Below are 26150 nucleotides of genomic sequence, written 5' to 3'. Positions count from 1 at the left end.
GGGCCGCCGGCGACATAATCAAGGGGCACTCGCATAGGACAAGCCGGTGTTTGGTTTCTCCCGGATCATCTGCGATTTAAATCAAATCCGTCTGTGGATATTGACGATTGCGTGACCCTCACCTCGTAGACGGCTAACGCGGGCGGCAACTGAGAGGGTCATATGACAAGCGATTTTTCTGCCGCGCGAGTGCATCTAGATCGAGCGTATCATTATCTGCGAGGCGATGACCCGATGAGCCAGAGGGGGCGCGAAGCCTTGGATCTGCTAATTGAGGCAGTTGCCGTCGAGGAGTTCAAGCAGCCGAGCCAAAACGCGCAGGTGCTAATGTTTCCGATTGGGCGCCGCTTCTGAGGCGATCTCCATGGCGGTAACCATCAACGTGATGTGCAAACATTCTCAGTGCCCGCCAATGCATGAGCCGAGTCGGCAATCGAATGGGAGTCCGAAGCCTGTCGCTCGCAATCTTCCGAATTTCGCTGCGCCAATTGTCATCGGCGGCAGCTATTCCGGAAAGGCCGCCGCCCGGCAGTTCCGCCAGGTTCTGGTGACCGACGCCGGTTTACGGCGGAACGCTTTTTGCCAGCCATTCGCCTGCCTTCCTGTCCCAGGACGGCGTCGATCCGGCCGAGATCACGGAACGGTCGCCTGAATAGCTTTCGCGCTGCGCGACGCGCTGGTACTACGGAACGGCCGAACGGGTGAGGGGAGCCGCGACGGTTTCGGGTCCTACTCGCCGACGGCCCTCAGCGGAGGGAGTCTTTTCGCTGCCGGCGTTTCAGATGCGCCGCCAAGGGTCAATGGTTGGCGGAGAATGGGGAAACAGCGTTCCACCGACCCTGCTGTATGGCTGTGAACTTAATCCGGACGGCTCGGCGTGATTGGTGCCGATCCTGCTCGGTCCACCAGGCACTTCGTCTGTCCGAATGAGGAGGCGGCCGCTGCTTTGCCCTGCGGGGCGAATGCCCATTTTCCCATAATCATTGCATATATCAGCGCTAGGAAGGTCCAAATTGGAAACGAAAAAATGGGGCGAGGCTTATGATGTTGAGCTGTAGCCGAGGCAAATCGCCTGCACAGCTTTTCCGCTATCTATCGGCCAAGTGGCCTGCGGCGTTCAATCCGAAAGCGCCCAGGCCGCTCAAGATCGGCATCCATCGTGACATTCGAGTGCTCGACGGCGAACTGTCTGATGATGAATTGAGGAGAGCCCTGCTGGCGTATACCAAGATGGCCAGATACTTGGCAAGACTGGATGCCGGCGCCGCACGGATCGATCTCAATGGCAAGCCGGCCGGCATGGTCTCGGATGCGGACGCGGCGACCGCCAAGGCTTTACTTTGCGCCCGCAAGGACAAACAAAAGAGCAAGCAAACGCCGGAGCCAAGGGCAGAGCCTCAAGCGCTACCCAAACCAAAACCGAAGCGAACCGCCGTGTTCAAGGCGAAGAATACGGCCGACAGCCCGACCGGCGTAGTCGTTGAGACCAAGCGTCGCCGGTCATTCCGAAAGCCGATGACTTGATCGCCGCTGAGCGATGGCTCTTGTCGACCGGGACAGCCCCTCGGGGTCGGAGCACATGGCGCCCGCGCCAATCCAAATTGCCGCGATCGCAATGGAGCTGCCGCATGCGCGAAAAACGGACCGGTCGGTCATCCCTTCTTCGAGATGAACGAAGGCCGGACGCTATTCCGATGTCGTTCTGGCCGGCCCAGATTGACTGTGGCCATACTGCTGCTCGACCTCCTCCCAAGTGAGGACCTTGGAAAGAATGGGAAGCATTTGGCAATTCAGCGCGCAGGCCTGGCAGCGCCAGCTTCTGCCAGGCGATCGCCCTCAGGCGTGGCGGCAGGTTGAACCCGAGCAGGCGGCAAAAGGGACGCCGAGGGCGCTCTGGCCATGGCTGTCGACATATTGGCGCTGGATCTCCACGTTGGTGTAATGTCGCAGCAAGACCTTGGTCATCGCCGCGACCTCCGAAGACGAACAGCGCTTGAGCTGCGAGAAAATGCAGGTCGAGCCCTTTTCGACATGCCAGTAGATCATCACGGCGCGACCGCCATAGCGGACATGCCATTCCGTCATCAGGTTGCCGTCCCAAGCGCCGAACTTCTTGGGCCGTGCCGGCTTCGCCCCAGATGGCGGTGTTGCGGATCGCCTGTGTTGCATTGGCAACGAGCCCGCAAGCCGCCTCGAGCGCGCCCGGAGCAAGCACGTGACCCCTGAGCCAACCAGGAGCCCCTCCTATGGGGCAATACGGTCAGGTCGCCTGCCATCATTCCACGACAGGACAACTAATAAAGAAGGTGTCGCCGGTCTGGCGTCTGACGACCGTATACTATCCGACACTGTTTTGTCGCCTTTGTTGGGTCCGCGACACCGGGCTATTTCATCGAGCTCTTGTCTGCCTCAGGCTAATCCCCTGAAAAGCAATCACAATGTTTTTCTTCTGCTGGGTCGGCCAAATTGGCACGAGTTTTGAAACTCCTTCGTTGGGAGCCGGGAGCCGACGACCGATCTTCATTTCGTGGATGACACCGCGATCGATGGAACGAAGAAAGAAAAGCATAATGTCAAATCCGCATCAGATAGCATCCTATGGCAAGGGGGCCTTGGCGAAACCGCCCGTACCCAAACAGGCTGCCAACCTTGTCGACGCTTGCGCAGGAAATCTTGATGGCCGGCTGCGACTCAAGGGCCCACCACACTCGCCTTAATCCTGAACTCGAAGGCGCAGGATAAAGTTCTGCATCTCGCCGCGCGGTATGCCTAGACAGTTACACGTTGGCCGATCTTGACATCGAGTCGGGCTACTCCCCGGAGGACGTCTACGTGCCGTCGTAATCATTCGCTGCCCGCAGCGCCTTCCGCCCTTCCATCGCTTAGAGAGTGAAGTGCCACCATGTCCGAACAACCCTTGCCGACGCTGCCGATGTGGCGCGTCGATCACATCGAGCCCTCGCCTGAGATGTTGGCGCTACGCGCCAACGGTCCGATCCACCGCGTACGCTTCCCGTCCGGGCACGAAGGCTGGTGGGTGACAGGCTACGACGAGGCCAAGGCGGCGCTGTCCGACGCGGCGTTCCGGCCCGCGGGAATGCCGCCGGCGGCATTCACCCCGGATTCGGTGATTCTCGGTTCGCCGGGGTGGCTGGTCTCGCACGAGGGGGGCGAGCATGCCCGGTTACGCACGATCGTGGCGCCGGCCTTCAGCAACCGCAGGGTGAAGCTGCTCGCGCAGCAGGTCGAGGCGATCGCCGCGCAATTGTTCGAGACGCTGGCGGCCCAGCCCCAGCCCGCCGACCTGAGGCGCCACCTCTCCTTTCCGCTGCCGGCCATGGTCATCAGCGCGCTGATGGGCGTGCTCTACGAGGATCACGCCTTTTTCGCCGGGCTGTCCGACGAAGTGATGACGCACCAGCATGAAAGCGGCCCGCGCAGCGCGTCGCGCCTGGCCTGGGAAGAACTGCGCGCCTACATTCGCGGCAAGATGTGGGACAAGCGCCAGGATCCGGGCGACAACCTGCTGACGGATCTGCTCGCGGCGGTCGAGCAGGGCAATGCGACCGAGGAAGAGGCGATCGGCCTGGCGGCGGGCATGCTGGTGGCGGGGCACGAGAGCACCGTCGCGCAGATCGAATTCGGCCTGCTGGCCATGTTCCGCCATCCGCAACAGCGCGAACGCCTAGTCGGCGATCCATCCCTGGTGGACAAGGCGGTGGAGGAAATCCTGCGCATGTACCCGCCGGGCGCGGGCTGGGACGGCATCATGCGCTATCCGAGGACCGACGTGACTATCGCGGGCGTGCATATTCCCGCGGAGAGCAAGGTGCTGGTCGGCCTGCCGGCGACGTCGTTCGATCCGCGCCATTTCGACGACCCGGAAATCTTCGACATCGGACGCGACGAAAATCCGCACCTGACGTTTTCGCACGGGCCGCACTATTGCATCGGCATGGCGCTGGCCAGGCTGGAACTCAAGGTGGTGGTCGGCTCGATCTTCCAGCGCTTTCCCGCGCTGCGCCTGGCCGTGGCGCCCGAAGAACTGAAGTTGCGCAAGGAGATCATCACTGGCGGGTTCGAGGAGTTCCCGGTGCTCTGGTGACGCGCGGACGCCGCCCGGAATCGCGATCTTCTCCGCAATTTGCCGGCGCGCCTAGCACGCGCCGGTCAGATCAGCCAGCCAACAGGTAACCAAGATGGACGTGCAAGAAACCACGGCAGCATGCCGGGACGCCTTCGCCGAACTTGCGTCGCCAGCGTGTATCCAAGACCCGTATACGTTCATGCGGTGGTTGCGCGAGCACGATCCGGTGCATCGTGCGGCGTCGGGCCTCTTTCTGTTGAGCCGCCACGCCGACATCTACTGGGCGCTCAAGGCCACGGGCGATGTGTTTCGGGGACCGGCGCCGGGCGAACTGGCGCGCTATTTCCCGCGTGCGGAGACCAGCCTGTCACTCAATCTCCTCGCGTCCACGCTAGCGATGAAGGAACCACCGACGCATACGCGTCTGCGCCGGCTGATCTCGCGCGATTTCACCATGCGCCAGATCGACAACCTGCGGCCGAGCATCGCGCGCATCGTCGCGGCGCGCCTGGACGGCATGGCGCCCGCGCTGGAGCGCGGGGATGCGGTGGACCTGCATTGGGAATTCGCGCTGGCCTTGCCCATGCTGGTCTTCGCCGAACTGTTCGGCATGCCCCAGGACGACATGTTCGGGCTGGCCGCCGGCATCGGCGCCATTCTGGAAGGCCTGAGCCCACGCGCCAGTGATCCCCAGCTCGCCGCGGCGGACGCGGCCAGCGCCAGGGTGCAGACCTACTTCGGCGATCTCATACAGCGCAAGCGCACTGATCCCCGCAACGACATCGTGTCGATGGTGGTCGGCGCACACGACGAGGATGCCGACACGCTGTCGGATGCGGAGTTGATCAGCATGCTGTGGGGCATGCTGCTGGGCGGCTTCGCCACCACTGCTGCGACCATCGACCATGCGGTCCTGGCGATGCTGGCGTATCCCGAACAGCGGCACTGGCTGCAGGGAGACGCCGTGGGGGTGAAGGCATTCGTCGAAGAAGTCCTGCGCTGCGACGCGCCTGCCATGTTCAGCTCCATTCCGCGTATCGCCCAGCGCGACATCGAACTGGGCGGCGTGGTGATCCCGAAGAACGCGGACGTGCGCGTGCTGATCGCGGCCGGCAATCGCGACCCGGACGCCTTCGCCGATCCCGACCGCTTCAATCCCGCGCGGTTCTACGGCACCACTCCTGGCATGTCGACCGATGGGAAGATCATGCTGAGCTTCGGCCACGGCATCCACTTCTGCCTCGGTGCGCAACTGGCCCGGGTGCAGTTGGCCGAGAGCCTGCCGCGGATCGAGGCGCGCTTCCCCACGCTGGCATTGGCCGAGCAGCCGACCCGGGAGCCATCCGCGTTCCTCAGGACGTTCCGCGCGCTGCCGGTGCGACTGCATGCTCAGGGGGGCTGAGATGCGCGTCGTGATCGATCAGGATCTATGCGGAACCACCGGGCAGTGTGTGCTGACGCTGCCGGGCACCTTTCGCCAGCGCGAACCGGACGGCGTGGCGGAAGTGTGCGTGGCGACGGTCCCGCAGGCGCTGCACGCCGCCGCGCGGCTCGCGGCCAGCCAGTGTCCGGTCGCCGCCATTCGGGTCATCGAAAGCGACGCTGGCGAGCGCGCCAGCGCCGACCCTGCGCCTTCTCCGGCGCAGGCTGAGCGGCATGCCGCGAAAGACCAACGCAACCCAGGAGGACGGTTTGAAGGCAAGGTGGCCGTGGTGACCGGCGCCGGCGCCGGCATCGGCAAGGCATGCGCCCTCGCCATCGCGCGCGAGGGCGGCAGAGTGGTGGTGGCCGACATTGATGGCTCGGCGGCCGTCGCCTGCACCGCGCAGATCGCGGCCGAAGCGGGCCACGCGCTGGCCCTGGCCATGGACATCGCCGATGCGCAGGCGGTGGCAGCGCTGTTCGAGACGGCGGAGCGGCACTTCGGTGGGGTCGACCTGCTGGTGAACAACGCGAGCGCCATGCATCTGACACCGCGCGACCGCACGATCCTCGACCTGGACCTGGCGGTCTGGGATCAGACCATGGCGACCAATCTGCGCGGCACGCTGCTCTGCTGCCGGCAGGCCATCCCACGAATGATCGCCCGCGGCGGTGGCGCGATCGTCAACATGTCGTCGTGCCAGGGGCTCAGCGGTGACACCGCGCAGACGTCCTACGCCGCGTCGAAGGCGGCGATGAACATGCTGTCGGCCTCGCTCGCCACCCAGTACGGTCATGCGCAGATCCGCTGCAACGCGGTTGCGCCGGGTCTCATCATGACCGAGCGTCTCCTCGCCAAGCTGGACGAGTGCATGCAACGGCATCTGAGCCGGCACCAACTCCTGCAGCGCGTCGGCCGCCCCGAGGACGTGGCCGCGCTGGTGGCGTTCCTGCTCTCCGACGATGCTGCGTTCATCACCGGCCAGGTCCTGTGCATCGACGGCGGCATGCTGGCGCATGTGCCGACGTACGCCGACGGTGGCAACAGCCGCGCCGCGCGGCCTGCCGGCGACACCGCCAAAGCGGCCGCGGGGCCGCGCTGCTGATGGACATGCTGCTCAACCCGCTGGACCGTCGGCACCGGCTGCGGGACGACATCCCGGTCGTGCCCGGCGCTTTCCCCCTGGTCGGACATCTTCCCGCCATCGTATGCGACCTGCCGCGCCTGCTGCGGCGCGCGGAACGGACGTTGGGCAGCCACTTCTGGCTGGATTTCGGCCCTGCCGGACACCTGATGACCTGCGTGGATCCGGATGCGTTTGCACTGCTCCGGCACAAGGACGTGTCCTCGGCGCTGATCGAAGAGATCGCGCCCGAATTGCTTGGCGGAACGTTGGTCGCCCAGGACGGCGGCGCGCACCGGCAGGCGCGCGACGCGATCAAGGCGGCGTTCCTGCCCAAGGGGCTGACCCAAGCCGGCATCGGCAACCTGTTCGCGCCCGTCATCCAGGCGCGGGTGCAGGCGTGGCGCGACCGCGGCGACGTAACCATCCTGCGCGAGACCGGCGACCTGATGCTCAAGCTCATCTTCAGCCTCATGGGAATCCCAGCGCAGGACTTGCCGGGATGGCATCGCAAATACCGGCAACTGCTGCAGTTGATCGTCGCGCCCCCGGTCGACCTGCCCGGACTCCCCTTGCGGCGCGGCCGCGCCGCCCGCGACTGGATCGACGCGCAGTTGCGCCAGTTCGTCCGCGACGCGCGCGCGCATGCCGCGCGCACTGGGTTGATCAATGACATGGTGAGCGCCTTCGATCGCGGCGACGATGCGCTCTCCGACGACGTCCTGGTCGCCAATATCCGCTTGCTGCTGCTTGCCGGCCACGACACCACCGCCTCGACGATGGCCTGGATGGTGATCGAGCTGGCGCGGCAGCCTGGGCTGTGGGACGCCCTGGTCGAGGAGGCGCAACGCGTGGGCGCGGTGCCGACCCGGCACGCGGACCTGGCGCAGTGTCCGGTCGCCGAGGCGCTGTTCCGCGAGACGCTGCGCGTGCATCCGGCGACCACGCTCCTGCCGCGTCGCGCGCTGCAGGAATTGCAACTCGGCCAACGGCGCATTCCTGCGGGCACCCATCTGTGCATCCCGCTGCTGCATTTCTCGACCTCTGCGCTGCTGCACGAGGCGCCTGATCAGTTCCGCCTGGCACGGTGGCTGCAACGCACGGAGCCGATCCGGCCGGTGGACATGCTGCAGTTCGGTACCGGCCCACACGTCTGCATCGGTTACCACCTGGTATGGCTGGAAATGGTGCAGTTCTGCATCGCCTTGGCACTGACCATGCACAAGGCCGGGGTGCGGCCGCGGTTGCTGAGCGCCGTCGAAAAAGGTCGGCGCTATTTCCCGACCGCACATCCGTCCATGAAAATCCGCATCGGATTCTCATGAGCTGGCATCGCATGCCCCGTGTGGCGAGGCAGCTGCGCCGGCGACGCGCGGCAATGCTGCACTTGGCGCGCGCGCTCGGTGCGACGCCGCCAACACCGCGGCGGCTCGGACGCTCGCCGTGGCCGTGCCAGGTACAAGGACATGAACGACATGCAGACCGATTCCACGCTACACGACGACGCGCAGGCGCGTGGCGCATCCGGCAGGCTGCCGCCGGAGATCTGGATGCAGGACGGCGCAAGGCGGGTCGAACAGGCGCTGGCGCGTCTTCTCTGCGCCGAAGACGACGGTGAGACCGAGCTGATGGCGGCGATGCGCTACGCCACCTTGCATGGCGGAAAGCGCACTCGCGCCTTGCTCTGTCTGGCTACCGGCGCACTGGCCGACACGCCGGCGCCCATGCTCGACGATGTCGGCGCCGCCATCGAGATGATGCACGCCTGTACCCTGGTCCACGACGACCTGCCCGCAATGGACGATGACGTGCTTCGCCGCGGCCTTCCGACCGTGCACGTCAAGTTCGGCGAAGCCACTGCGATCCTGGTCGGCGATGCGCTGCAGGCGCACGCCTTCCTGACCCTGGCGAGCCTGGATGCGCCGGGCGACAACCGTATCGCGCTCGTGCGCGAACTGGCGCAGGCGGTGTCCGCCGAGGGTGCCGCAGGCGGGCAGGCCATGGATCTGTCGCTGGTAGGAAAGCACGTCGAGCTGGACAGGATCGTGGCGATGCACCGGATGAAGAGCGGAGCACTAGTGCGCGCGTCCGTTCGCATGGGCGCGCTATGCGCCATCGCGGAGGATGCCGCCCACGCTGCGCTGTACTGTGCGCTCGATCGCTACTCCGCCTGTTTCGGCCTGGCGTTACAGGTGGTCGACGACATTCTCGACGCGACAGCGGATACCGCGACGTTGGGCAAGACCCCCGGCAAGGACGCGGCGGCGCAGAAGCCGACCTGTGCGTCGATCATGGGGCTGCAGGCAGCGCGCCAGTTGGCGCTGGATCTGTTGCGCGACGCCGGGGAGGCCATCGCCCCGCTGGGAACGCGTGCGGAACGGTTGGCGCAGATGCTGCAGCGGGCCAACGCGTATCTGTTCAAGCACGCGCCATGCGCATGAGCGCGCCCGTCCGCATGGAGTCGCCCCTGTGCCGCTGCGATCGATCGGCCGGCGTGAGCGGTGCATGCTGCACTGTGTCCAAGTCGGCGGCGGCGATCGCAGCGGTTGCCCAGCACGGCCGCGGCTCACGCGGCGCGCTGCGCGCAAGCCTATGCGGCGGACCGGCCCCAGCATGGGGCGCGTCGCCGCGCCGGAGCAGGGCGGCCGTCCGGCGCTGCCCGTGCGCCGGGCCGCGACGGGCCTGCGGCGACGTGCGCGGCGTCTGCCCGATCCAGGTTCCCGTCAACTGTCTGCAGAAGGAACATACCGCGTGAACGCGCTGTCCGAACAGATCCTTTCCGAATTGCGCCACCTGCTGATCGAGATGAGCGACGGCGGCAGCGTCGGTCCGTCCGTCTACGACACGGCGCGAGCTCTGCAGTTCCACGGCAACGTCACCGGTCGGCAGGACGCATACGCGTGGCTCATCGCGCAACAACAGGCCGATGGCGGATGGGGAAGCGCGGACTTCCCGCTGTTCCGCCATGCGCCCACCTGGGCGGCGTTGCTGACATTGCAGCGTGCCGATCCTCTTCCCGGCGCGGCCGACGCAGTCCAGGCTGCAACCCGGTTCCTCGAGCGCCAGCCCGATCCCTACGCGCATTCGGTGCCGGAGGACGCGCCGATCGGCGCGGAGCTGATCCTGCCGCAGTTGTGCGGCGAGGCCGCATCCTTGCTGGGCGGCGTGGGGTTTCCGCGCCACCCGGCGCTGTTGCCGTTGCGGCAGGCGTGCCTTGTCAAGTTGGGGGCGGTGGCGACGTTGCCGAGCGGCCATCCGTTGCTGCACTCCTGGGAAGCCTGGGGAACGTCGCCGACCACCGCATGCCCCGACGACGACGGCAGCATTGGCATCAGTCCGGCGGCCACCGCCGCGTGGCGTGCGCACGCCGTAACACATGGGAGCACGCCGCAGGTCGGGCGCACCGACGCGTATCTGCAGGCGGCATCGCGGGCGACGCGCAGCGGCATCGAAGGTGTCGTTCCCAACGTCTGGCCGATCAATGTGTTCGAGCCATGCTGGTCGCTGTACACCCTGCATCTGGCCGGGCTGTTCGCGCATCCCGCGTTCGCCGATGCCGTGCGCGTGATCGTCGCGCAGCTCGACGCCCGCATGGGCGTGCGCGGTCTGGGCCCGGCCTTGCACTTCGCAGCCGATGCCGACGACACCTCCGTTGCGTTGTGCGTCCTGCGCCTTGCAGGTCGCGACCCGCCGGTCGATGCGCTGCGCGATTTCGAAATCGGCGAGCTATTCGTCACCTTCCCCGGCGAGCGCAATGCCTCGGTGTCGACCAACATCCATGCCCTGCATGCGTTGCGACTGTTGGGAAAGCCCGCCGCCGGCACCAGCTACTACGTCGAGGCCAATCGCAACCCGCACGGTCTATGGGACAACGAAAAATGGCACGTTTCGTGGCTGTATCCCACCGCGCATGCGGTCGCTGCGCTGGCGCAAGGCAAGCCCCAGTGGCGCGACGAGCGCGCGCTGGCGGCGCTGCTGCAGGCGCAGCGCGATGACGGCGGCTGGGGCGCCGGTCGCGCGTCCTCATTTGAGGAAACCGCCTATGCGCTGTTCGCGTTGCACGTCATGGACGGGAGCGAAGAGCCGACAGGGCGCCGGCGCATCGCGCAGGCGGTGGCGCGTGCGCTGGAGTGGATGCTCGCTCGCCATGTGGCGCATGCATTGCCGCAGACGGCGCTGTGGATCGGCAAGGAACTGTATTGCCCCACCCGGGTCGTCCGCGTGGCCGAACTCGCCGGGTTGTGGCTGGCGCTTCGTTGGGGGCGGCGCGTCCTGGCCGAGGGAGCAGGAGCGGCGTCATGATCCAGACCGAACGCGCGCTGCAGCAGGTGCTGGAGTGGGGGCGTTCCCTGACAGGGTTCGCCGACGAGCATGCCGTGGAAGCGGTCAGGGGCGGCCAGTACATCCTGCAGCGCATCCACCCGAGCCTGCGCGACACCTGCGCCCGCACTGGCCGCGATCCGCAGGCCGAAACGCTGATCGTGGCGTTCTATCGCGAACTGGCGCTGCTGTTCTGGCTCGACGATTGCAACGACCTTGGCCTGATCGCGCCGGAGGAGCTCGCCGCGGTGGAGCAGGCGCTGGGGCAGGGCGTGCCGTGCGCGCTCCCCGGATTCGAGGGCTGCGCTGTGCTGCGCGCTTCGCTGGCCGCGCTCGCCTACGATCGTCGCGACTATGCTCGGCTGCTCGACGACACTCGGTGCTACTGCGCGGCGCTGCGCGCCGGACACGCGCAGGCGGTAGGGGCGGAACGCTGGTCCTACGCCGAGTACCTGCACAACGGCATCGATTCGATCGCCTACACGAACGTGTTCTGTTGCCTGTCGTTGCTGTGGGGGCTGGACATGGCGACCTTGCGCGCGCGTCCGGCGTTTCGCCAGGTCCTGCGGCTCATCTCCGCGATAGGGCGCCTGCAGAACGATCTGCATGGACGCGACAAGGACAGGTCGGCGGGCGAGGCCGACAACGCGGCGATCCTGCTGCGGCAGCGCTATCCGGCTATGCCTGTGGTGGAGTTCCTCAACGACGAGTTGGCCGGCCATACGCGCATGCTGCACCGGGTGATGGCGGAAGAACGCTTTCCAGCGCCGTGGGGAGCGTTGATCGAGGCCATGGCGGCCATCCGCGCGCAGTACTACCAGACCTCGACCAGCCGCTACCGCAGCGACGCTGCGGGGGGAGGCCAGCGTGCGCCCGCCTGAACGGCGGGATGCGGCTGCGTGCGCGCGCTGCCGTCGGTCCGATCCGATGCAACGCCGTCCCCCGATGCGACGGATGGAGCGAGCATGAGCGATAGCGACAACATCCCGAGCCGGCGCAAGGACGACCATCTGGACATCGTGCTGGATCGGCGAACGGCGCCGGCCACGGTCGCCGCCGGCTGGGAGTACATCCGTTTCGAACACTGCGCATTGCCCGAGTTGGACCTGACGCAGATCGACCTGCGCGCCTCGCTGCTGGGCAAGACCATGCGCGCGCCGCTGCTGATCAGCTCCATGACCGGCGGCGTGCCACGCGCCGAGGCCATCAACCGGCATCTGAGCGAGGCAGCACAAGCCTTGGGGATCGCCATGTGCGTCGGTTCGCAGCGCGTGAGCCTGCAATCCCGCAACTCCCAGGGGCTGACGCGCGCGCTGCGCCGCATGGCCCCAGACATTCCCTTGCTGGCTAATATCGGCGCCGCGCAACTGCGCGAGGCCGACGGCCTGGACCTGGCGCGCCGGGCGGTGGATGCGCTGGAGGCCGATGGACTCATCGTCCATCTCAATGCGCTGCAGGAAGCGGTACAGCCGGAGGGCGACCGCGACTGGCGCGGCGTCCTGGCGCAGATCGCTCGCGCCGCGAGCAGCGTGGACGTGCCGATTGTGGCCAAGGAAGTGGGGTCGGGTCTGTCCGCCTCGGTGGCCTGCGCGCTCGTCAAGGCGGGCGTGGCGGTCATCGATGTCGCCGGCGCCGGCGGCACCAGTTGGGCCGCGGTGGAGGGCGAGCGCGCCCGCGATGCCGCCGACCGTGCAGTGGCGATGGCGTTCGCCGACTGGGGGATTCCGACCCCGGCCAGCGTGCAGGCGGTACGTCGGGCGCTGCCAACTGTGAAGCTGATCGCGTCGGGCGGGATCCGCGACGGCGTCGACGTGGCCAAGGCCATCCGCCTGGGCGCGGACATCGCCGGGCAGGCGGCCGGCGTGCTGCGCGCGGCGACGGTGTCCACCGAGGCGGTTGTCGCGCATTTCGAGATCGTCATCCGCCAGTTGGCCGTTGCCTGCTTCTGCACCGGCTCGGCTGATCTGGCGGCGTTGCGTCAGGCGCGGTTGTTGCCCTCGGCGCATCTGCCCGCCGGTTGATGCCGGCGTCGCCCGCACGTGGCGGCGGGCGCCTAGCAGGCTGCTGAATACCTACGCCAAAGATAGACTACTGATCCACCTTGGCGAGGCGGTTCAATGCGCGGGAGCTCGTGATCACCAGAAGGGAAGTCGATGCCCAGGACGTGGCTTGGTTGGAGACGCCAAGGAACGTCAAACTGACGATTCTTGTAACGTGGTCGGGGATCGAGAGCGACAGGATCGAACCGGTCTCGTCCCGCATAGCGGAACGATAGCTCCACCGGAAGCATTCGGTTCTGCCACAGCATCGGCCAGGCAAAAATAACTTGCGTTGCGCGGATAAAATGCCCTGATCCTGCCATTCCTCCATGGGCACGTGGGCGGGGAGAAATCTCATACAACTGGCAGCGAAGGGAGGCTCGGCCCAATGAGCGGGGTGGCGCGTGAAGAAGTTAATCCGGTGTCATCGGCAACGTTCGCGCCGCTCGAGAATTCAACTTTCCGTCCGATCTGGATTGCCACACAGGTATCCAGTCTAGGGTGGCTGATTCAAATGGTTGCCATCAGTTGGCTGATGGCGACCATTTCGACATCGGATGTGATGGTCGCCTTGGTGCAGGCTTCGACAACCTTGCCCACATTCCTCCTGTCAATTATCGCCGGCGCCCTAGCGGACAATTACAGCCGCCGCAATCTCATGTTCGCTGGCTGGTGCGTGATAGCATTGTCCTCGACGATGCTGACTGTTCTTGCAGGTCTCGGAATTTTCAATCCATGGATGGTTCTTGCATTCAGCTGTTTGGCCGGAGTAGGCGCCGCTTTCACCGACCCCGCCTGGCACGCGTCGGTTGGCGATATCCTGCGAAAGCGCGATGTTCCGGCCGCCGTCACGCTTATCTCGGTCGGATATAACGCCGTCCGAAGCATCGGTCCGGCTCTCGGTGGCGTCGTCGTTGCTTCCTTTGGCCCTTTGACGGCTTTCGCAGTGGCGACGCTTACATATCTGATGCTGCTGTGGACCATAGGGCGCTGCAAATGGCATGTTCGCTCGTCACCGCTTCCGAGTGAACCATTGACCACGGCGATCCATGACGGAGCGCGCTTCACTGCCCTGTCATCCGAAATCAAGGCAGCAATTGCCCGCGGTGCCCTTTTTGGGCTGACGAGCATCTCCATACTAGCGCTCTTGCCTCTCGTCGCCCGCGATCAGCTGGGGGGAGGGCCAGTCGTTTACGGCATCCTGATGGCCGGCTTCGGGACCGGCGCCTTGTTCGCCGGCATCTGCAACAACATTCTGAGACGGAGGCTGTCCCAGGAACGTTTGACGACACTGTCGTGCATCGCCTGTGCGGCTTGTTGTCTATCGCTTGCTTTCACCCCCTCGGTGGCGGTGGCGGCTATCGCGCTGGCGCTCGGCGGCGCGGGCTGGGTCGTGACCTGGACCGGGCTGGACGTAAGCGTCCAGTTGGCGAGTCCAAGGTGGGTCGTTGGTCGCACGCTCTCGATCTATTATGCCCTTTCATCCGGCGGCATCGCGGCTGGCAGCTGGCTGTGGGGTACGGTGGCCGAGAGCTATTCGCTGAGCTCGGCTCTGGAGCTTTCAGGTGGCGCGCTGCTGCTGGTCGCTGGCACCGGCTTCCTGCTGCCCATCCGTCAATGGAAAGATTCCGATCAGGCTCCTCTTGGCTTCGAAACGCCTCAGGTTGCCCTGGATTTGAAGCCCCGAAGCGGGCCGATCGTCGCCAAGATCGAATATTCAATACCCGAAGCAAATGTCGAAGCGTTCCTGGAGCAGATGCGGGAACGGCGGCGAGTACAAAGCGGCGTTGGTGCGCGACACTGGAATCTCCAGCGCGACCTCCAGCAGCCTTCGCGTTGGACAGAAACCTTCCGCACCCCGACCTGGATGGACTACCTTCGCCTGAACCACCGCCTTACGGCAGCCGACAAGGAGTTGGACCAGCGTCTCCTCGCATTGCACCTGGGAGAGCTTCCTCCTCGAACCACGCTTGCGATCGAGCGGCCGACTGGAGCTGGCCGCAAGCGGGACCAATCGATGCGGTTCTTTTTCCGGCGTTGACATCCGTCCAGGCGTCCGCGCTGGTGAGACAGGATGGGTTGGAAACGAGCCAACGCTCTCGCCATCCGTTTTGCAGATCGGCTTCGATCCATTCGGGTGGTTGCCGAGCCGGCATACTGGGCGGCTCAGACGTATCCTTGTCGGAGAGATTCCTCGGCACTCGAGCGTCTTGCAGCGCGTTGCGCTCAAGCTCACCGGCACCTGTTCGGTGCGTTCCCAAACAGAGCAATGGCTTTTCGCGCCGCAACCCCGAGGTGGGCTTGTAATTTTCGTTTTTGCTGGGTTTAACTCTACGAAATATGAACAGGATCGGCTTCACGGCCCGTCTGGTTCGCATGGCCACAGAGGAATACACAGATATGGCGACCGGAACAGTGAAGTGGTTCAACAGCACCAAAGGTTTTGGCTTCATCCAGCCCGATGACGACGGTCAGGACGTTTTCGTCCATATTTCAGCTGTAGAACGGGCTGGACTTTCAAACCTCGTTGATGGGCAGAAGATCAAGTACGAGATCGAGCAGGACCGCCGTAGCGGCAAGTCCTCCGCAGGTAGTCTCAGCAAGGTAGGCTGATTTTCTCGTCGGACCCGCAGAGCGCGAAGGATAAGTCAAGCCGAAGGTACCATCGTCATTCGCGGGGCGTATCGCGACGGACTCTCTTATACGAGACGATCCTGATGCGTCACGCAAACGGTGAATCACGAACGCTCTCGCCGCAAACCCTTCCGCCCGGAAATCTGCCCCGGTTACGGCTCTCGGCGTATCCCAGAGTTGGGAGAAGTTTCTGCCAGACTACAACTGTAACCTCATATCGGTTTAGCAGGTCAAGCGTCGGTGGTACCCTGATTGGGTAACTTAACGACTTTGGAGGCCGAGCAATGGATCGCGATAACAAACGGGCACGCGCAGCTGCAAGTTCATCCCAAGACGTGGGGAATCGCAGTACCCTCCGTGACCTTCCATACGGACCATTGACCGATGTTGCAGAACGGCTGGTAAGCGCTAACCCGCGCGATACAGCGCGAAATCTTGGGACCTTCAAAGAACTCGGGAGGCGAGAGCGCATAGCCGTTCGGGGCACTCGAACCGAGCCAGAAACTGACCTCGCGAAGTTTGAAACGCGGACCAATCAGCTTGGACGATCAGCCGTCGATCTGGGGGATAAATTGACTGCCGGGTTGGGACACACCCCGGATGAAGTAGCATTGGAGCAATTCAGAGCAGTCAGTAATGTGTCTCATTACCTTCGGCCAGAGACACAAAATAGTATTGTTAATCGCATTGGCAACATGGACCCGCCTTCGCAAGCTATCGGAGCGCTTTACGCTGCGCAAAACTTCAGCAAGTTTAACGCTGAAAATAAAGCACGCATTTTTGATCAGGCCGCTGAATTGGCTACCGATCCGGATGGCCACGTCAGGTCGACAGCATCCAATGCTATGTACGCGATGTATCACCAGTTAGATCCAAATCAACAGGCCCAAGCTCACTCAATTCCCGGCATGCAAGACATCTTGCCGCAGATGCCTCCTCCGCGGCATGCAGCAGAGGAACGCAGTGCGGATCTGGACGCCCACATAGCAGGTATTGGGGCTGCAGTCCGTGATACAGTTGGCCCGCAAACCTCCCACGAACAGCTGCAGCGGGGTGGTCAAGTCGGCCGGGACATAAGCCACTCCTACAATCACGCCCGAGAGGATCTAATGGAGGCTAGGAGAAGCAGAGATCGCACCGGCCGTTGAGGTCTCGGCCATGGCAGTAACGCTTCCTCTCATGAATTCCGTTCACGGCCTTGCTGTTTCCAATTCGCTGGCCGTCGACGTACCTGCTTCGTGAAACTTTCAAAATCCACGTCTGCCGGGGGGCGCGATGCAAGCATCGCACTACCCGCTGCGGCATCGATCTGTCGAGCGTCGGCATCGCGCGACCTCGGTTCGGTGTCTGAAGCAAGCGCAGCATCAGCACCGCTAATTCGGCCACGGAACAATGTCTTCTACAAAAACGACGTCCCCCAACATAGCCATTAGCATCGCGTGCTCACTCGCCTTGGGGTTCTGTGCGGCAAGTCTGTACGCAACCTTCCGCCACGGGGGTAGCGGCGAGGCTCTGATGGCGTTTGATGTCCGTGCCTTTTGGTTTGAGACGCCCTTCTATTTGGGTTTCGCAACCCCCGTTTTCTATCAGGGCGCGGCTATCGTGCTCTCGACGTCCGCGGTTGTCTTGCTGATTCAGCAGGTCGTATTGCGCCGCAAGCTCGAACATCACGGGACGGCTCGTTGGGCTCGAGTGGATGAAATGCGACGCACGGGATATCTGCGACGATACCGTGGCGTGACAGGGCCGGTCTTCGGGAAGACGAGTGGTCCTTTCTGGCCTGGCTATTACCTGACCAATGGCGAGCAGCCTCACAGCCTCATTGTTGCGCCGACCCGCGCTGGCAAGGGTGTCGGCATAGTCATTCCAACGCTACTTACATTTAAAGGCTCTGTGATAGCTCTGGACGTCAAGGGGGAGCTCTTTGAGCTCACATCGAGGGCGCGTAAAGCCGCAGGCCACGAAGTGTTCAAATTCGCGCCACTGGATTCAGAGCGGCGCACAAACTGCTACAATCCACTGTTGGATCTCATAGCACTGCATCCACAGCAGCAATTCACCGAAGCCCGCCGCTTGGCCGCGAACCTGATTACGGCCAAGGGGGAGGGGGCGGAAGGTTTCGTCGCCGGCGCGCGAGATATCTTTGTCGCGGGGATCCTTGCCTGCATCGAGCGGGGCACGCCAACAATCGGCGCCGTCTATGATCTGTTCGCTCAGCCGGGGGAGAAGTTCAAGCTCTTCGCGCAGCTCGCCATGGAGACCCGGAACAAAGAGGCACAACGCATCTTCGACGACATGGCGGGGAACGACACGAAAATCCTAACCTCCTACACGTCCGTGCTCGGCGATGGTGGGCTCAACTTGTGGGCGGATCCGGCTGTCAAGGCAGCTACAAGTCGCTCGGACTTTTCGGTCTATGATCTTCGCCGTCGCAGAACGTGCATCTATCTTTGCGTTGGTCCGAACGACCTTGAGGTGATCGCGCCTTTGATACGCTTATTTTTTCAGCAAATCGTTTCAATTCTACAGCGGTCGCTGCCCCGCCAGGACGAAAAGCACGAGGTTCTCTTTCTGCTCGATGAATTCAAGCACTTGGGGAAGCTGGAGGCGATCGAGACCGCAATTACGACTATCGCGGGCTACAAGGGGCGTTTCATGCTCATCATCCAAAGCCTTTCGGCACTAACGGGGGCTTATGGAGAGGCTGGTAAGCAGAATTTTCTCAGCAATACCGGACTGCAAGTGTTCATGGCCACGGCCGATGACGAGACTCCGAACTACATTTCCAAAGCCATCGGTGAATACACGTTTGAAGCCAAATCGATTTCCTACAGCCAGTCGCGAGCGTTCGACCGGAACATTCAGAATTCGTTTCAAGGTGCGCCGCTGCTGCGTCCCGAACAGGTTCGGCTGCTCAATGACGAGTACGAGATTGTTCTCATCAAAGGTCTGCCGCCATTGCAACTGAGGAAGGTGCGATATTTTTCGGACCGCATTCTGAAACGCATCTTTGAAAGCCAGACAGGCGCCCTCCCGGAGCCGGCACCCTTGACGGAAGCAGAGGAGGGATTCTCCGCAGAATCTCGACTCGATGAGCCGCTGCGTGGATTGGCGCAAGACTTTGACGATACAGTTTGATGCGAGGCTAATGTGGACCAGCGAAAAAATCCATCCCGTGTAACAGCTTTGCCGCAGGTGCAGGACGCCGGCCTGGAAGAGGATCAAGCGGTCCAGGCCAGGCAAGTGGGCGTTGAGCAGCACCTTGCCGAGGCCCGGAGGCTGTTCGATCAAGCTGACGAGTCGCCAACCAATCCAGAGGAGCTTCAGCGACTGGACCAGGGGTTCCGCGAAGTGCTTCAGCAATGGCAGGATGAGCAAGCCGCCTCATCTTCTTTCAGCGCTGAGGTTCCCGAGGCGCTCCGGCCGCTGTTCGATGATCGAGCTCACCAGCCGCCAACCAATGCAGAGGAGCTTCTGCGACTGGAACAGGGGTTCCGCGAAGTGCTTCAGCAGCGGCAGGATGATCAAGCCGCCTCGTCTTCGCTCAGCAACCCAGGGATGCATGCTGGACCGGAGGACCCCAACAGAGGCGTGTCGGACGCTTTCGCAACATCTGGGCACGCCGGAGTTCAGGCCCCCGCTCCGCCAGTCTTGGCTGCCAGCCAACAGCAGATCCGGCCCTCGCCGGATGCGCTTGACCAAGGCAACCACCTGCCACCCCAGGGGGGCATCATCAACAACGAACATTCCACAGCGCTGTTCCCGCCGGCGAAGAGGCAGAGGGCCGTGGATAGGCCGCAAGCCGTCGCCATTCAGCAGCAGCCGAGCGAAATCGGCAATTCAGGCGGCCGCATGCCGATGCAGCCCCCCATGCGGCAATTGGGTGAATTGCCATTGCAAGGGGTACCGGTTCAAGGGACAGGGTCCGAACACATCGGAAGGCTGCATGCGGGAGCCGCGCCCTCAGCAAGGTCCGAGGCGCCCCCGGCTGCGATCGAGGACTTCATAAACGTTTCTATCGCCGTCCCCCAAGGCTTCTCCCATGGGACTCAACGCGTCCCAGACGCGATGCTCTCTTCCTTGGACCGCCCTGGCCCCTTGCCGGATGCTGGCCAAGCGCGGCAAGCGGTCTTTGAGCAGCACGTGGCCGAGCCGCGCCGAGCCGACCCCGTTGCGAGTGGCGCCCGTGCTTCCCGCTATCACCATCTGTCCGGCGAACACCGGGACCTTATTGATAGAGCGATCGCCCACTCCCAGGAAAAATATAACGAGACCACGGCCCGAAAATACACGTTTGCACTTCGCCGGTTGGCGAATGATCTCAGCGCTCGTGGCCAAGCGACCGATCTAAGAAATCACAAATCCCTGGTCGATCACGTCGGTGCTTTCTTTCCGAAAGACGTTGATATGAAGAGCGCGTTGAAGGCCCTGCGTGCCTATCATGAGCCGGGCTATTCAGCGACTGCTGGCGGCCCTGCTGCCAGCTATCCCCATCTGTCCGCCGAACACCGGGATGTTATTGATAAGGCGATTGACCGCGCTGCGGCTCAGCAAAACCAGAGCGCGGACACGCTGCGAATATACTCGAATGCGCTTCGCCGATTGGCGAATGATCTCGGCGCTCGTGGCCAAGCGACTGATCTAAAAAATCACCAATCCCTGGTCGATCACCTCGATACTTTCTTTCCGAATGACCAGAGCATTAAAACGGCGTTGAACGTCCTACGTGCGTATCATGATCCGGGCTACGCAGCGACTGGCTGGTGGCCAGCGGCGGTGCCTTCAAAGCCAGATGCGCGTATCTTGGAAAAATTAAGCAGTGACAGCGAGTTGGCCTTAAGCACCCGTGTCGTCTATGGTCGACTTCTTCGCAGATTTTCTGAGGAGCTTGAGAGTCGGGGCCAGACGATCTCTGGGCTGGATCACAAGTCGCGGACCGAACTCGCCGAGGCGTTGTTTCCAGGCAACAAGAAACTCCGCTTGGCGCTGCAGCGGGTTCACAATGCGGAGGTTCCCGAGGCCTTGCGGCCGCTGTTCGATAATCGAGCTCACAAGCCGCCAACCAATCCAGAGGAGCTTCTGCGACTGGAACAAGAGTTCCGCGAAGTGCTTCAGCAGCGGCAGGATGATCAAGCCACCTCGTCTTCTTTCAGCGCGCAGGTTCCCGAGGCGCTCCGGCCGCTGGTCGATGATCGAGCTCACCAGCCGCCAACCAATGCAGAGGAGCTTCTGCGACTGGAACAGGGGCTCCGCGAAGTGCTTGAGCAGCGGCAGGGTGATCAAGCCACCTCGCCTTCGCTCAACAACCCAGGGATGCGTGCTGGACCGGAGGACCCCAATAGAAGCGTGTCGGACGCTTTCGCAACATCTGGGCACGCCGGAGTTCAGGCCCCCGCTCCGCCAGTCTTGGCTGCCAGCCAACAGCAGATCCGGCCCTCGCCGGATGCGCTTGACCATCGCAACCACCTGCCACCCCAGGGGGGCATCCTCAACAACGAACATTCCACAGCGCTGTTCCGGCCAGCGAAGAGGCAGAGGGCCGTGGATAGGCCGCCAGCCGTCGCCATTCAGCAGCAGCCGAGCGAAATCGGCAATTCAGGCGGCCGCATGCCGATGCAGCCCCCCATGCAGCAATTGGGTGAATTGCCATTGCAAGGGGTACCGGTTCAAGGGACAAGGTCCGAACACATCGGAAGGCTGCATGCGGGGGCCGCGCCCTCAGCAAGGTCCGAGGCGCCCCCGGCTGCGATCGAGGACTCCATAAACGTTTCGTTCGCCGTCCCCCAAGGCTTCTCCCATGGGACCCAACGCGTCCCAGACGCGATGCTCTCTTCCTTGGACCGCCCTGGCCTCTTGCCAGATGCTGGCCAATCGCGGCAAGCGGGTTTTGAGCAGCACGTGGCCGAGCCGCGCCGAGCCGAACCTGTCGCGAGTGGCGCCCGTGCCACCGGCTATCCCCATTTGTCCGACGAACACCGGGACCTTATCGATAAGGCGATCGCCCACGCTGCGGCTCAGCAAAAATATAGCGAGAGCACGGTCCTAAAATACAGGTATGCACTTCGCCGATTGGCAAATGATCTCGGCGCTCGTGGCCAAGCGACTGATCTAAAAAATCACCAATCCCTGGTCGATCACCTCGATGCTTTCTTTCCGAAAAACGATGATATGAAGAGGGCGTTGAACGTCCTGCGTGTCTATCATGAGCCGGGCTATTCAGTGACTGTTGGTGCCCCGGCTAACCGCTATCCCCACTTGTCCGACGAACACCGGGACGTGATTGATAAGGCGATCGCCCATGCTGAGGCTCAGCAACACCATAGCGCGCCGACGCTGCGAATATACTCGAATGCGCTTCGCCGATTGGCGAATGATCTCGGCGCTCGTGGCCAAGCGACTGATCTAAAAAATCACCAATCCCTGGTCGATCACCTCGATACCTTCTTTCCGAAAGACACTGACATAAAGGATATAAGGCCGGCGTTGAACGTCCTGCGTGCGTATCATGAGCCGGGCTATTCAGCGACTGGCCGGTGGCGAGTGACGGTGCCTTCAAAGGCAGATGCGCATGTCTTGGAACAAGTGACCAGTGACAGCAGCTTGGCCCCAAGCACCCGTGTTGCCTATGGTCGTAGTCTTCGCAGATTTTCTGAGGCGCTTGAGAGGCGGGGCCAGACGATCTCTGGGCTGGATCATGATTCGCGGATCGAATTCGCCGAGGTGTTGTTTCCAGGCAACGATTATCTCCGCTTGGCGCTTGAACGGGTTCGCGATGCGAAGCCTGCGTCAGACAGGATCGTGGCGGACGCTTTGGCAGCAGCCGGCTCTGGGCACGCCGGAGTTGAGGCCGCCGCCCCGCCAGCGTTAGCTGTCAGCCAACACCGGCCCTGGCCGGATGCGCTTGACCAGGGCAACCTCCTGCCACCCGAGCGGTTCATCATCAACAATGAACATTCGACGGCGCCGTTGCGGCCGGCGGAGAGGCAGGGGACTGATAATCCGCAAAGCATCGCCATTCAGCAGCCGCCGAGCGAAGGCGGCCGCGTGCCGATGCAGCCCCCCATGCAGCAGTTGGGTGAATTGCCATTGGCAGGGGTACCCGTTCAAGGCCCAGGGTCCGAACACATTGGAAGCCTGCATGCGGAGGCCGCGCCCTTTGCAAGGTCTGAGGCACCCCCCGCTGCCATCGAGAACTCCATAAACGTCTCATTCGCCGTGCCCAAAGGCTTCTCCCATGGGACTCAACGCGTCCCAGAGGCGATGCTCTCTTCCTTGTACCATTATGGCCTCTTGCCGGACGCGGACAAGCCGGAATGGAACTACGAGATTAAAGGCCACGGCTACACCGCCCGGAGGCCAGAGGAGGGCAATGACGTTTGGCTCCTCCATCGCGGAGCGATAAGGGAAGCTGGAGCGGCAGCAGTACCGGCAAGGGCTCCGGGACCCGCCTTGCCAGCGACCGCCAGGCTCTCAGACACCCATCTCGGGGTTCCGTTGGTCGATCTGACCACCTCCTCCGATGCACACATCGAAGCCCTTCCGTCAGGCTTGTCCAATCTCCCCCGGGGGGCGGTGCTCGGGGCCACCGAACTGTTGGGCGACGAACATATCCAGAGGGATTACGAATTCCTCGAGCAGCAGCTGCAGCAGGCCGATCCAGCGCTCGCCGCCCGGACGCGGCTGGTCGATCCGTCGGTCTCCCATCTGCTGCGCCACATGGAGCAGCAAGACGCGCGAGGCACATTGCAGTCGATTTATGATCGAAACGCCGGCCCATCCGACTTCCTGTTCGTGCCAGTGAACGATGGGGTGGGTATTGACCGCGGCACCCATTGGTCGCTGCTCCTCGTAGATCGCCGCGATCCGGAAAGAGCGGTCGCCTATCACTACGACTCCATCCAGCAAAATGAACAGCGATACAACGACGCGCCTGCACGAAAGCTCGCTACAAGACTGGACGCGACCCTGGTAACACCCGACATGGCGCAGCAGAAAAACGCTGTTGACTGCGGCGTCTTCGTGGTGGACGGCACGCGCGAGCTGGTTCGTCGATTGGCGAACGAAGAGCGGCCAGACCAGCAGCTGCCGCTGCACCTCAACTACCTCGTCGCCGATCGGCAGGCGCTGCAAAACCGACTGAGAGAGGGGCGCTTGCCGCACGAGCTTGCCGCAAGCCCCGCCGAAGCTTTGGCAGCAGCCGGGTCGCAGGTGCAACACGCCGCCTTGCAAGAGCAGCAAGCCAGACAGGTCGCGCCAGCGCCGTTGGAACGGCACTTGGGCCAGACGCGCGAGGCCGAGGACAAGCTGACGAGTACACTGCACAGGAGCAACCGCGTGAACAGCGGGGGCGTCATCATCAACACTGAACGTTACACAGCGCCGTTGAGACCAGCGAAAAGGCAAAGGACTGACAATTCGCAAAGCCTCGCCATCGGGCGGCAGCCGAGCGACGCAAACACAACGTCCGTCGGCCAAGCCTCCGATCAAGCCCGAGCGGACCTCATGGCTTCCTTCAGGAGCAGAGAGCGCTCCGACGCTGGGCGTTGAGCTCGACGGCTAAGCAGAACAGCTCTTTTGGCGACGGAGAGGCTGATGCGATCTCCGGACCGGTAGCTCTCGCCGTAATTGATCGGACTGGCACTGTTGGAAGGCGATGTAGGCCTGGAACTCGCCGATCGCCAGCGAGGCGCTGAGACGATCGCCCACCTCAATAAGATCGAGGACGATATCCGCGGCCGATCGGCCGATGAACGCCGTGCGACGCGTCGGGACAATAGCCGCGCTATTGTCGCCATCTTGAACCTTGGCTGCGTGAAAGCTCGGCCTGATCGGTCAGAAGACCAAGGTCGCCGGGGCAATCCGCTACATGCTCTCACGCTGCGAAGGCCTCTCGCGCTTCGTTGACGACGGTCGCACCGAGATCGACAACAACACCGTCGAGCGCTCAATCTGTCCGCAAGTACGCGCTCTTCGCCGGCTCGAACGGCGGTGCCGAACACTGGGCGGTCATTGCGTCGCTGATCGAAAGCTGCAGGCTCAATGGTGTCGAGTCACTCGGTTATCTCGCCGACGTCCTCACCACCAGGATCGTCAACAGCCATCCCAGCCAGATCGACGAGATGCTGCCTTGGGTCCGACATCCAGGCGCCGAGCTAAAGGCCGCCAGAAAACACCGCCACGCTTCATCAGCCTCGTCAGCCAATCTCCAGAATAGCTCCTGTCAGGCGGCCAAGGTGCCTCCGTAGCTAACGTCTACGTCAGCGTTGAAGAAATACCCTGCACCACGGCATGTCTTGACTAGCCTTGGATTGGCCGCATCAGCCTCCAGCTTTCGGCGCAAGCGCAAGATTAGGACATCGATACTTCGATCGTAGACCTCTTCTCCACGCACACGGCTCGCGAGCAAAAGCCGTTCTCTGGATAGGACATTGCGGGGGTTCTCCAGGAACGCGATCAGCAGGTTGAACTCACATGCGGTAAGCTTGACTTCGCCACGCTCCGCACAGATCAGTCGCCGCTGCTTGACGCTGAGCTTCCAGGCTCCGAACCGAAATGAGCGATGATCTTTCGTTCGCGGACTGGAAATGCGCTGGCGTAGCCCTACTCGAATGCGGGCCAAGAACTCGCGCAGCCCGAAAGGCTTGGGGATGAAATCGGTTGCGCCGAGCTCCAGCGCAACGACTTTTTCCGCCTCATCAAGCCGGTCGCCGCTGATCACTATGATGGGTAAATCCGATTTTGTCGCCAGGTTGCGGACGATGGCAAGCCCATCCTCCCGGCCTAGGTTGAGGTCAACAACCACGAGATCGACTGGCTCATGCGATAGAACGTAGTTAAACTGCTTGCTATCGTTGACTGCGGTCACCTTCAAGGCATGCATCATGAGATACTGGGAGATGAGGCGTCGCATTGCGGCATCATCGTCAATGACAAGAACATGTTTCAACGGCTCACCTTCAATCTTGAATCCCCTTGTCTAAAGCTGTTGCCGAGCAACCCTTGGGGCACCACGCAGAACAGCTGCCCCTTGCTACCACTCGCCGGTGCGTGCGGCCAATGTGAGGCCGTTGCTCGGCCTGGTCTTTTCATCCACAGCGAATTGACCGCATCCAGGCAGCCGGTGGCCACCACACATCTCCAAGCGCCGGTATGACCCTGCCGTGTGGTCCTTCGCTTATTCGCGAGCTCCGCCGTTGGTGCAGGCCTGCCAACACCACTTGATTACGACGGCACGGACGCCCGATCGCTTGCCATGTCCTTGCATCTTCTTCGCGTTTCTGGCGCTTGCGGACCTGGATCACCTCGAAATCCTCCCGCTCGTGCGTGCGGCTCGGACGCGGTGGAGCAGCGCGGCGTTTGATTGATCGCAAAGGCGGTTGGCCGAAGAACGACCGTGATTCGCTATAGTGGCCTTGTGCCAACGCTATGTCTCCTGCCCAAGGCAGGTCATTGGGCAGTGGCCGGCGGCGCCAATCCTGTTCCCGGCGATCGGCAGGTCCGATTACGGTTACGGTTACCTTGCGA

General features: G+C 62.9%; 16 protein-coding genes and 3 pseudogenes. 17 read left to right on the top strand and 2 right to left on the bottom strand.

All coding sequences use genetic code 11. The annotated features are described in order from the left end of the window. The first annotated feature begins 162 nt into the window (after positions 1-162). A complete protein-coding gene (locus tag EB235_RS34940; RefSeq protein ID WP_027033412.1) occupies positions 163-354 on the top strand; it encodes a hypothetical protein in 192 nt (63 codons plus the stop codon). Between the two features lie 690 nt (positions 355-1044). Next, the gene (locus EB235_RS32170) at positions 1045-1524 is read left to right on the top strand and encodes a ProQ/FINO family protein (protein WP_032926789.1); all 480 of its coding nucleotides are present in this window, start codon (positions 1045-1047) and stop codon (positions 1522-1524) included. A gap of 204 nt (positions 1525-1728) precedes the next feature. On the opposite strand, the pseudogene EB235_RS32165 reads toward EB235_RS32170, so the two are convergent. Further along, a pseudogene (locus tag EB235_RS32165) lies at positions 1729-2112 on the bottom strand (Tn3 family transposase); the annotation flags it as partial. 790 nt (positions 2113-2902) lie between these two features. Between EB235_RS32165 and EB235_RS32160 the strand changes: the two are divergent. From EB235_RS32160 to EB235_RS34935, 15 genes and pseudogenes are all read left to right on the top strand, one after another. Beyond that, positions 2903-4105 (top strand): cytochrome P450, encoded by a 1203-nt coding sequence (locus tag EB235_RS32160; RefSeq protein ID WP_027033415.1) that lies wholly within the window; start codon positions 2903-2905, stop codon positions 4103-4105. Between the two features lie 94 nt (positions 4106-4199). Further along, positions 4200-5489 (top strand): cytochrome P450, encoded by a 1290-nt coding sequence (locus tag EB235_RS32155; protein ID WP_027033416.1) that lies wholly within the window; start codon positions 4200-4202, stop codon positions 5487-5489. 1 nt (position 5490) lies between these two features. Continuing rightward, positions 5491-5772: pseudogene (locus tag EB235_RS35215) on the top strand (ferredoxin); the annotation flags it as partial. A gap of 18 nt (positions 5773-5790) precedes the next feature. Continuing rightward, entirely contained in the window at positions 5791-6615 is an 825-nt protein-coding gene (locus EB235_RS32150) for an SDR family oxidoreductase (RefSeq protein WP_027033417.1), read from the top strand. Then, positions 6615-7958, top strand: coding sequence for a cytochrome P450 (locus EB235_RS32145; protein ID WP_027033418.1), 1344 nt, complete (start codon positions 6615-6617; stop codon positions 7956-7958). Before EB235_RS32150 ends, EB235_RS32145 begins: the two co-directional genes overlap by 1 nt. A gap of 150 nt (positions 7959-8108) precedes the next feature. Further along, the gene (locus tag EB235_RS32140; RefSeq protein ID WP_027033419.1) at positions 8109-9074 is read left to right on the top strand and encodes a polyprenyl synthetase family protein; all 966 of its coding nucleotides are present in this window, start codon (positions 8109-8111) and stop codon (positions 9072-9074) included. A 310-nt stretch (positions 9075-9384) separates the two neighbouring features. After that, complete coding sequence (locus EB235_RS32135) at positions 9385-10935, top strand: hypothetical protein (protein ID WP_027033420.1); 1551 nt, start codon at positions 9385-9387, stop codon at positions 10933-10935. After that, positions 10932-11834, top strand: coding sequence for a terpene synthase family protein (locus tag EB235_RS32130; protein ID WP_027033421.1), 903 nt, complete (start codon positions 10932-10934; stop codon positions 11832-11834). The genes EB235_RS32135 and EB235_RS32130 overlap by 4 nt, the downstream gene beginning before the upstream one ends. An 84-nt stretch (positions 11835-11918) precedes the next feature. Next, positions 11919-12974, top strand: coding sequence for a type 2 isopentenyl-diphosphate Delta-isomerase (fni, locus tag EB235_RS32125; RefSeq protein ID WP_027033422.1), 1056 nt, complete (start codon positions 11919-11921; stop codon positions 12972-12974). 406 nt (positions 12975-13380) lie between these two features. Beyond that, positions 13381-15033, top strand: a complete 1653-nt coding sequence (locus EB235_RS32120; RefSeq protein ID WP_027033423.1) for an MFS transporter — start codon at positions 13381-13383, stop codon at positions 15031-15033. Between the two features lie 359 nt (positions 15034-15392). Further along, on the top strand, positions 15393-15605 hold the full coding sequence (locus EB235_RS32115) for a cold-shock protein (RefSeq protein ID WP_027033424.1): 213 nt from the start codon (positions 15393-15395) through the stop codon (positions 15603-15605). A 305-nt stretch (positions 15606-15910) separates the two neighbouring features. After that, positions 15911-16774, top strand: a complete 864-nt coding sequence (locus EB235_RS32110) for a hypothetical protein (RefSeq protein ID WP_027033425.1) — start codon at positions 15911-15913, stop codon at positions 16772-16774. Between the two features lie 244 nt (positions 16775-17018). Continuing rightward, positions 17019-18764: a type IV secretion system ATPase VirD4 gene (gene virD4, locus EB235_RS32105; protein WP_027033426.1), complete on the top strand. Its 1746-nt coding sequence runs from the start codon at positions 17019-17021 to the stop codon at positions 18762-18764. A gap of 12 nt (positions 18765-18776) precedes the next feature. Beyond that, positions 18777-24173, top strand: a complete 5397-nt coding sequence (locus EB235_RS32100; protein WP_027033427.1) for a Ulp1 family isopeptidase — start codon at positions 18777-18779, stop codon at positions 24171-24173. Between the two features lie 121 nt (positions 24174-24294). Then, positions 24295-24757: pseudogene (locus tag EB235_RS34935) on the top strand (IS66 family transposase); the annotation flags it as partial. A gap of 89 nt (positions 24758-24846) precedes the next feature. Here EB235_RS34935 and EB235_RS32090 read toward each other — a convergent pair. Then, positions 24847-25572 (bottom strand): response regulator, encoded by a 726-nt coding sequence (locus tag EB235_RS32090; protein ID WP_027033428.1) that lies wholly within the window; start codon positions 25570-25572, stop codon positions 24847-24849. Positions 25573-26150: the final 578 nt, after the last annotated feature.

Source organism: Mesorhizobium loti R88b, from assembly GCF_013170845.1.
Classification (GTDB): domain Bacteria; phylum Pseudomonadota; class Alphaproteobacteria; order Rhizobiales; family Rhizobiaceae; genus Mesorhizobium; species Mesorhizobium loti_B.
Note: the sequence above shows the minus strand (reverse complement) of the source record. Positions and strands in the feature narration are given on the sequence as shown.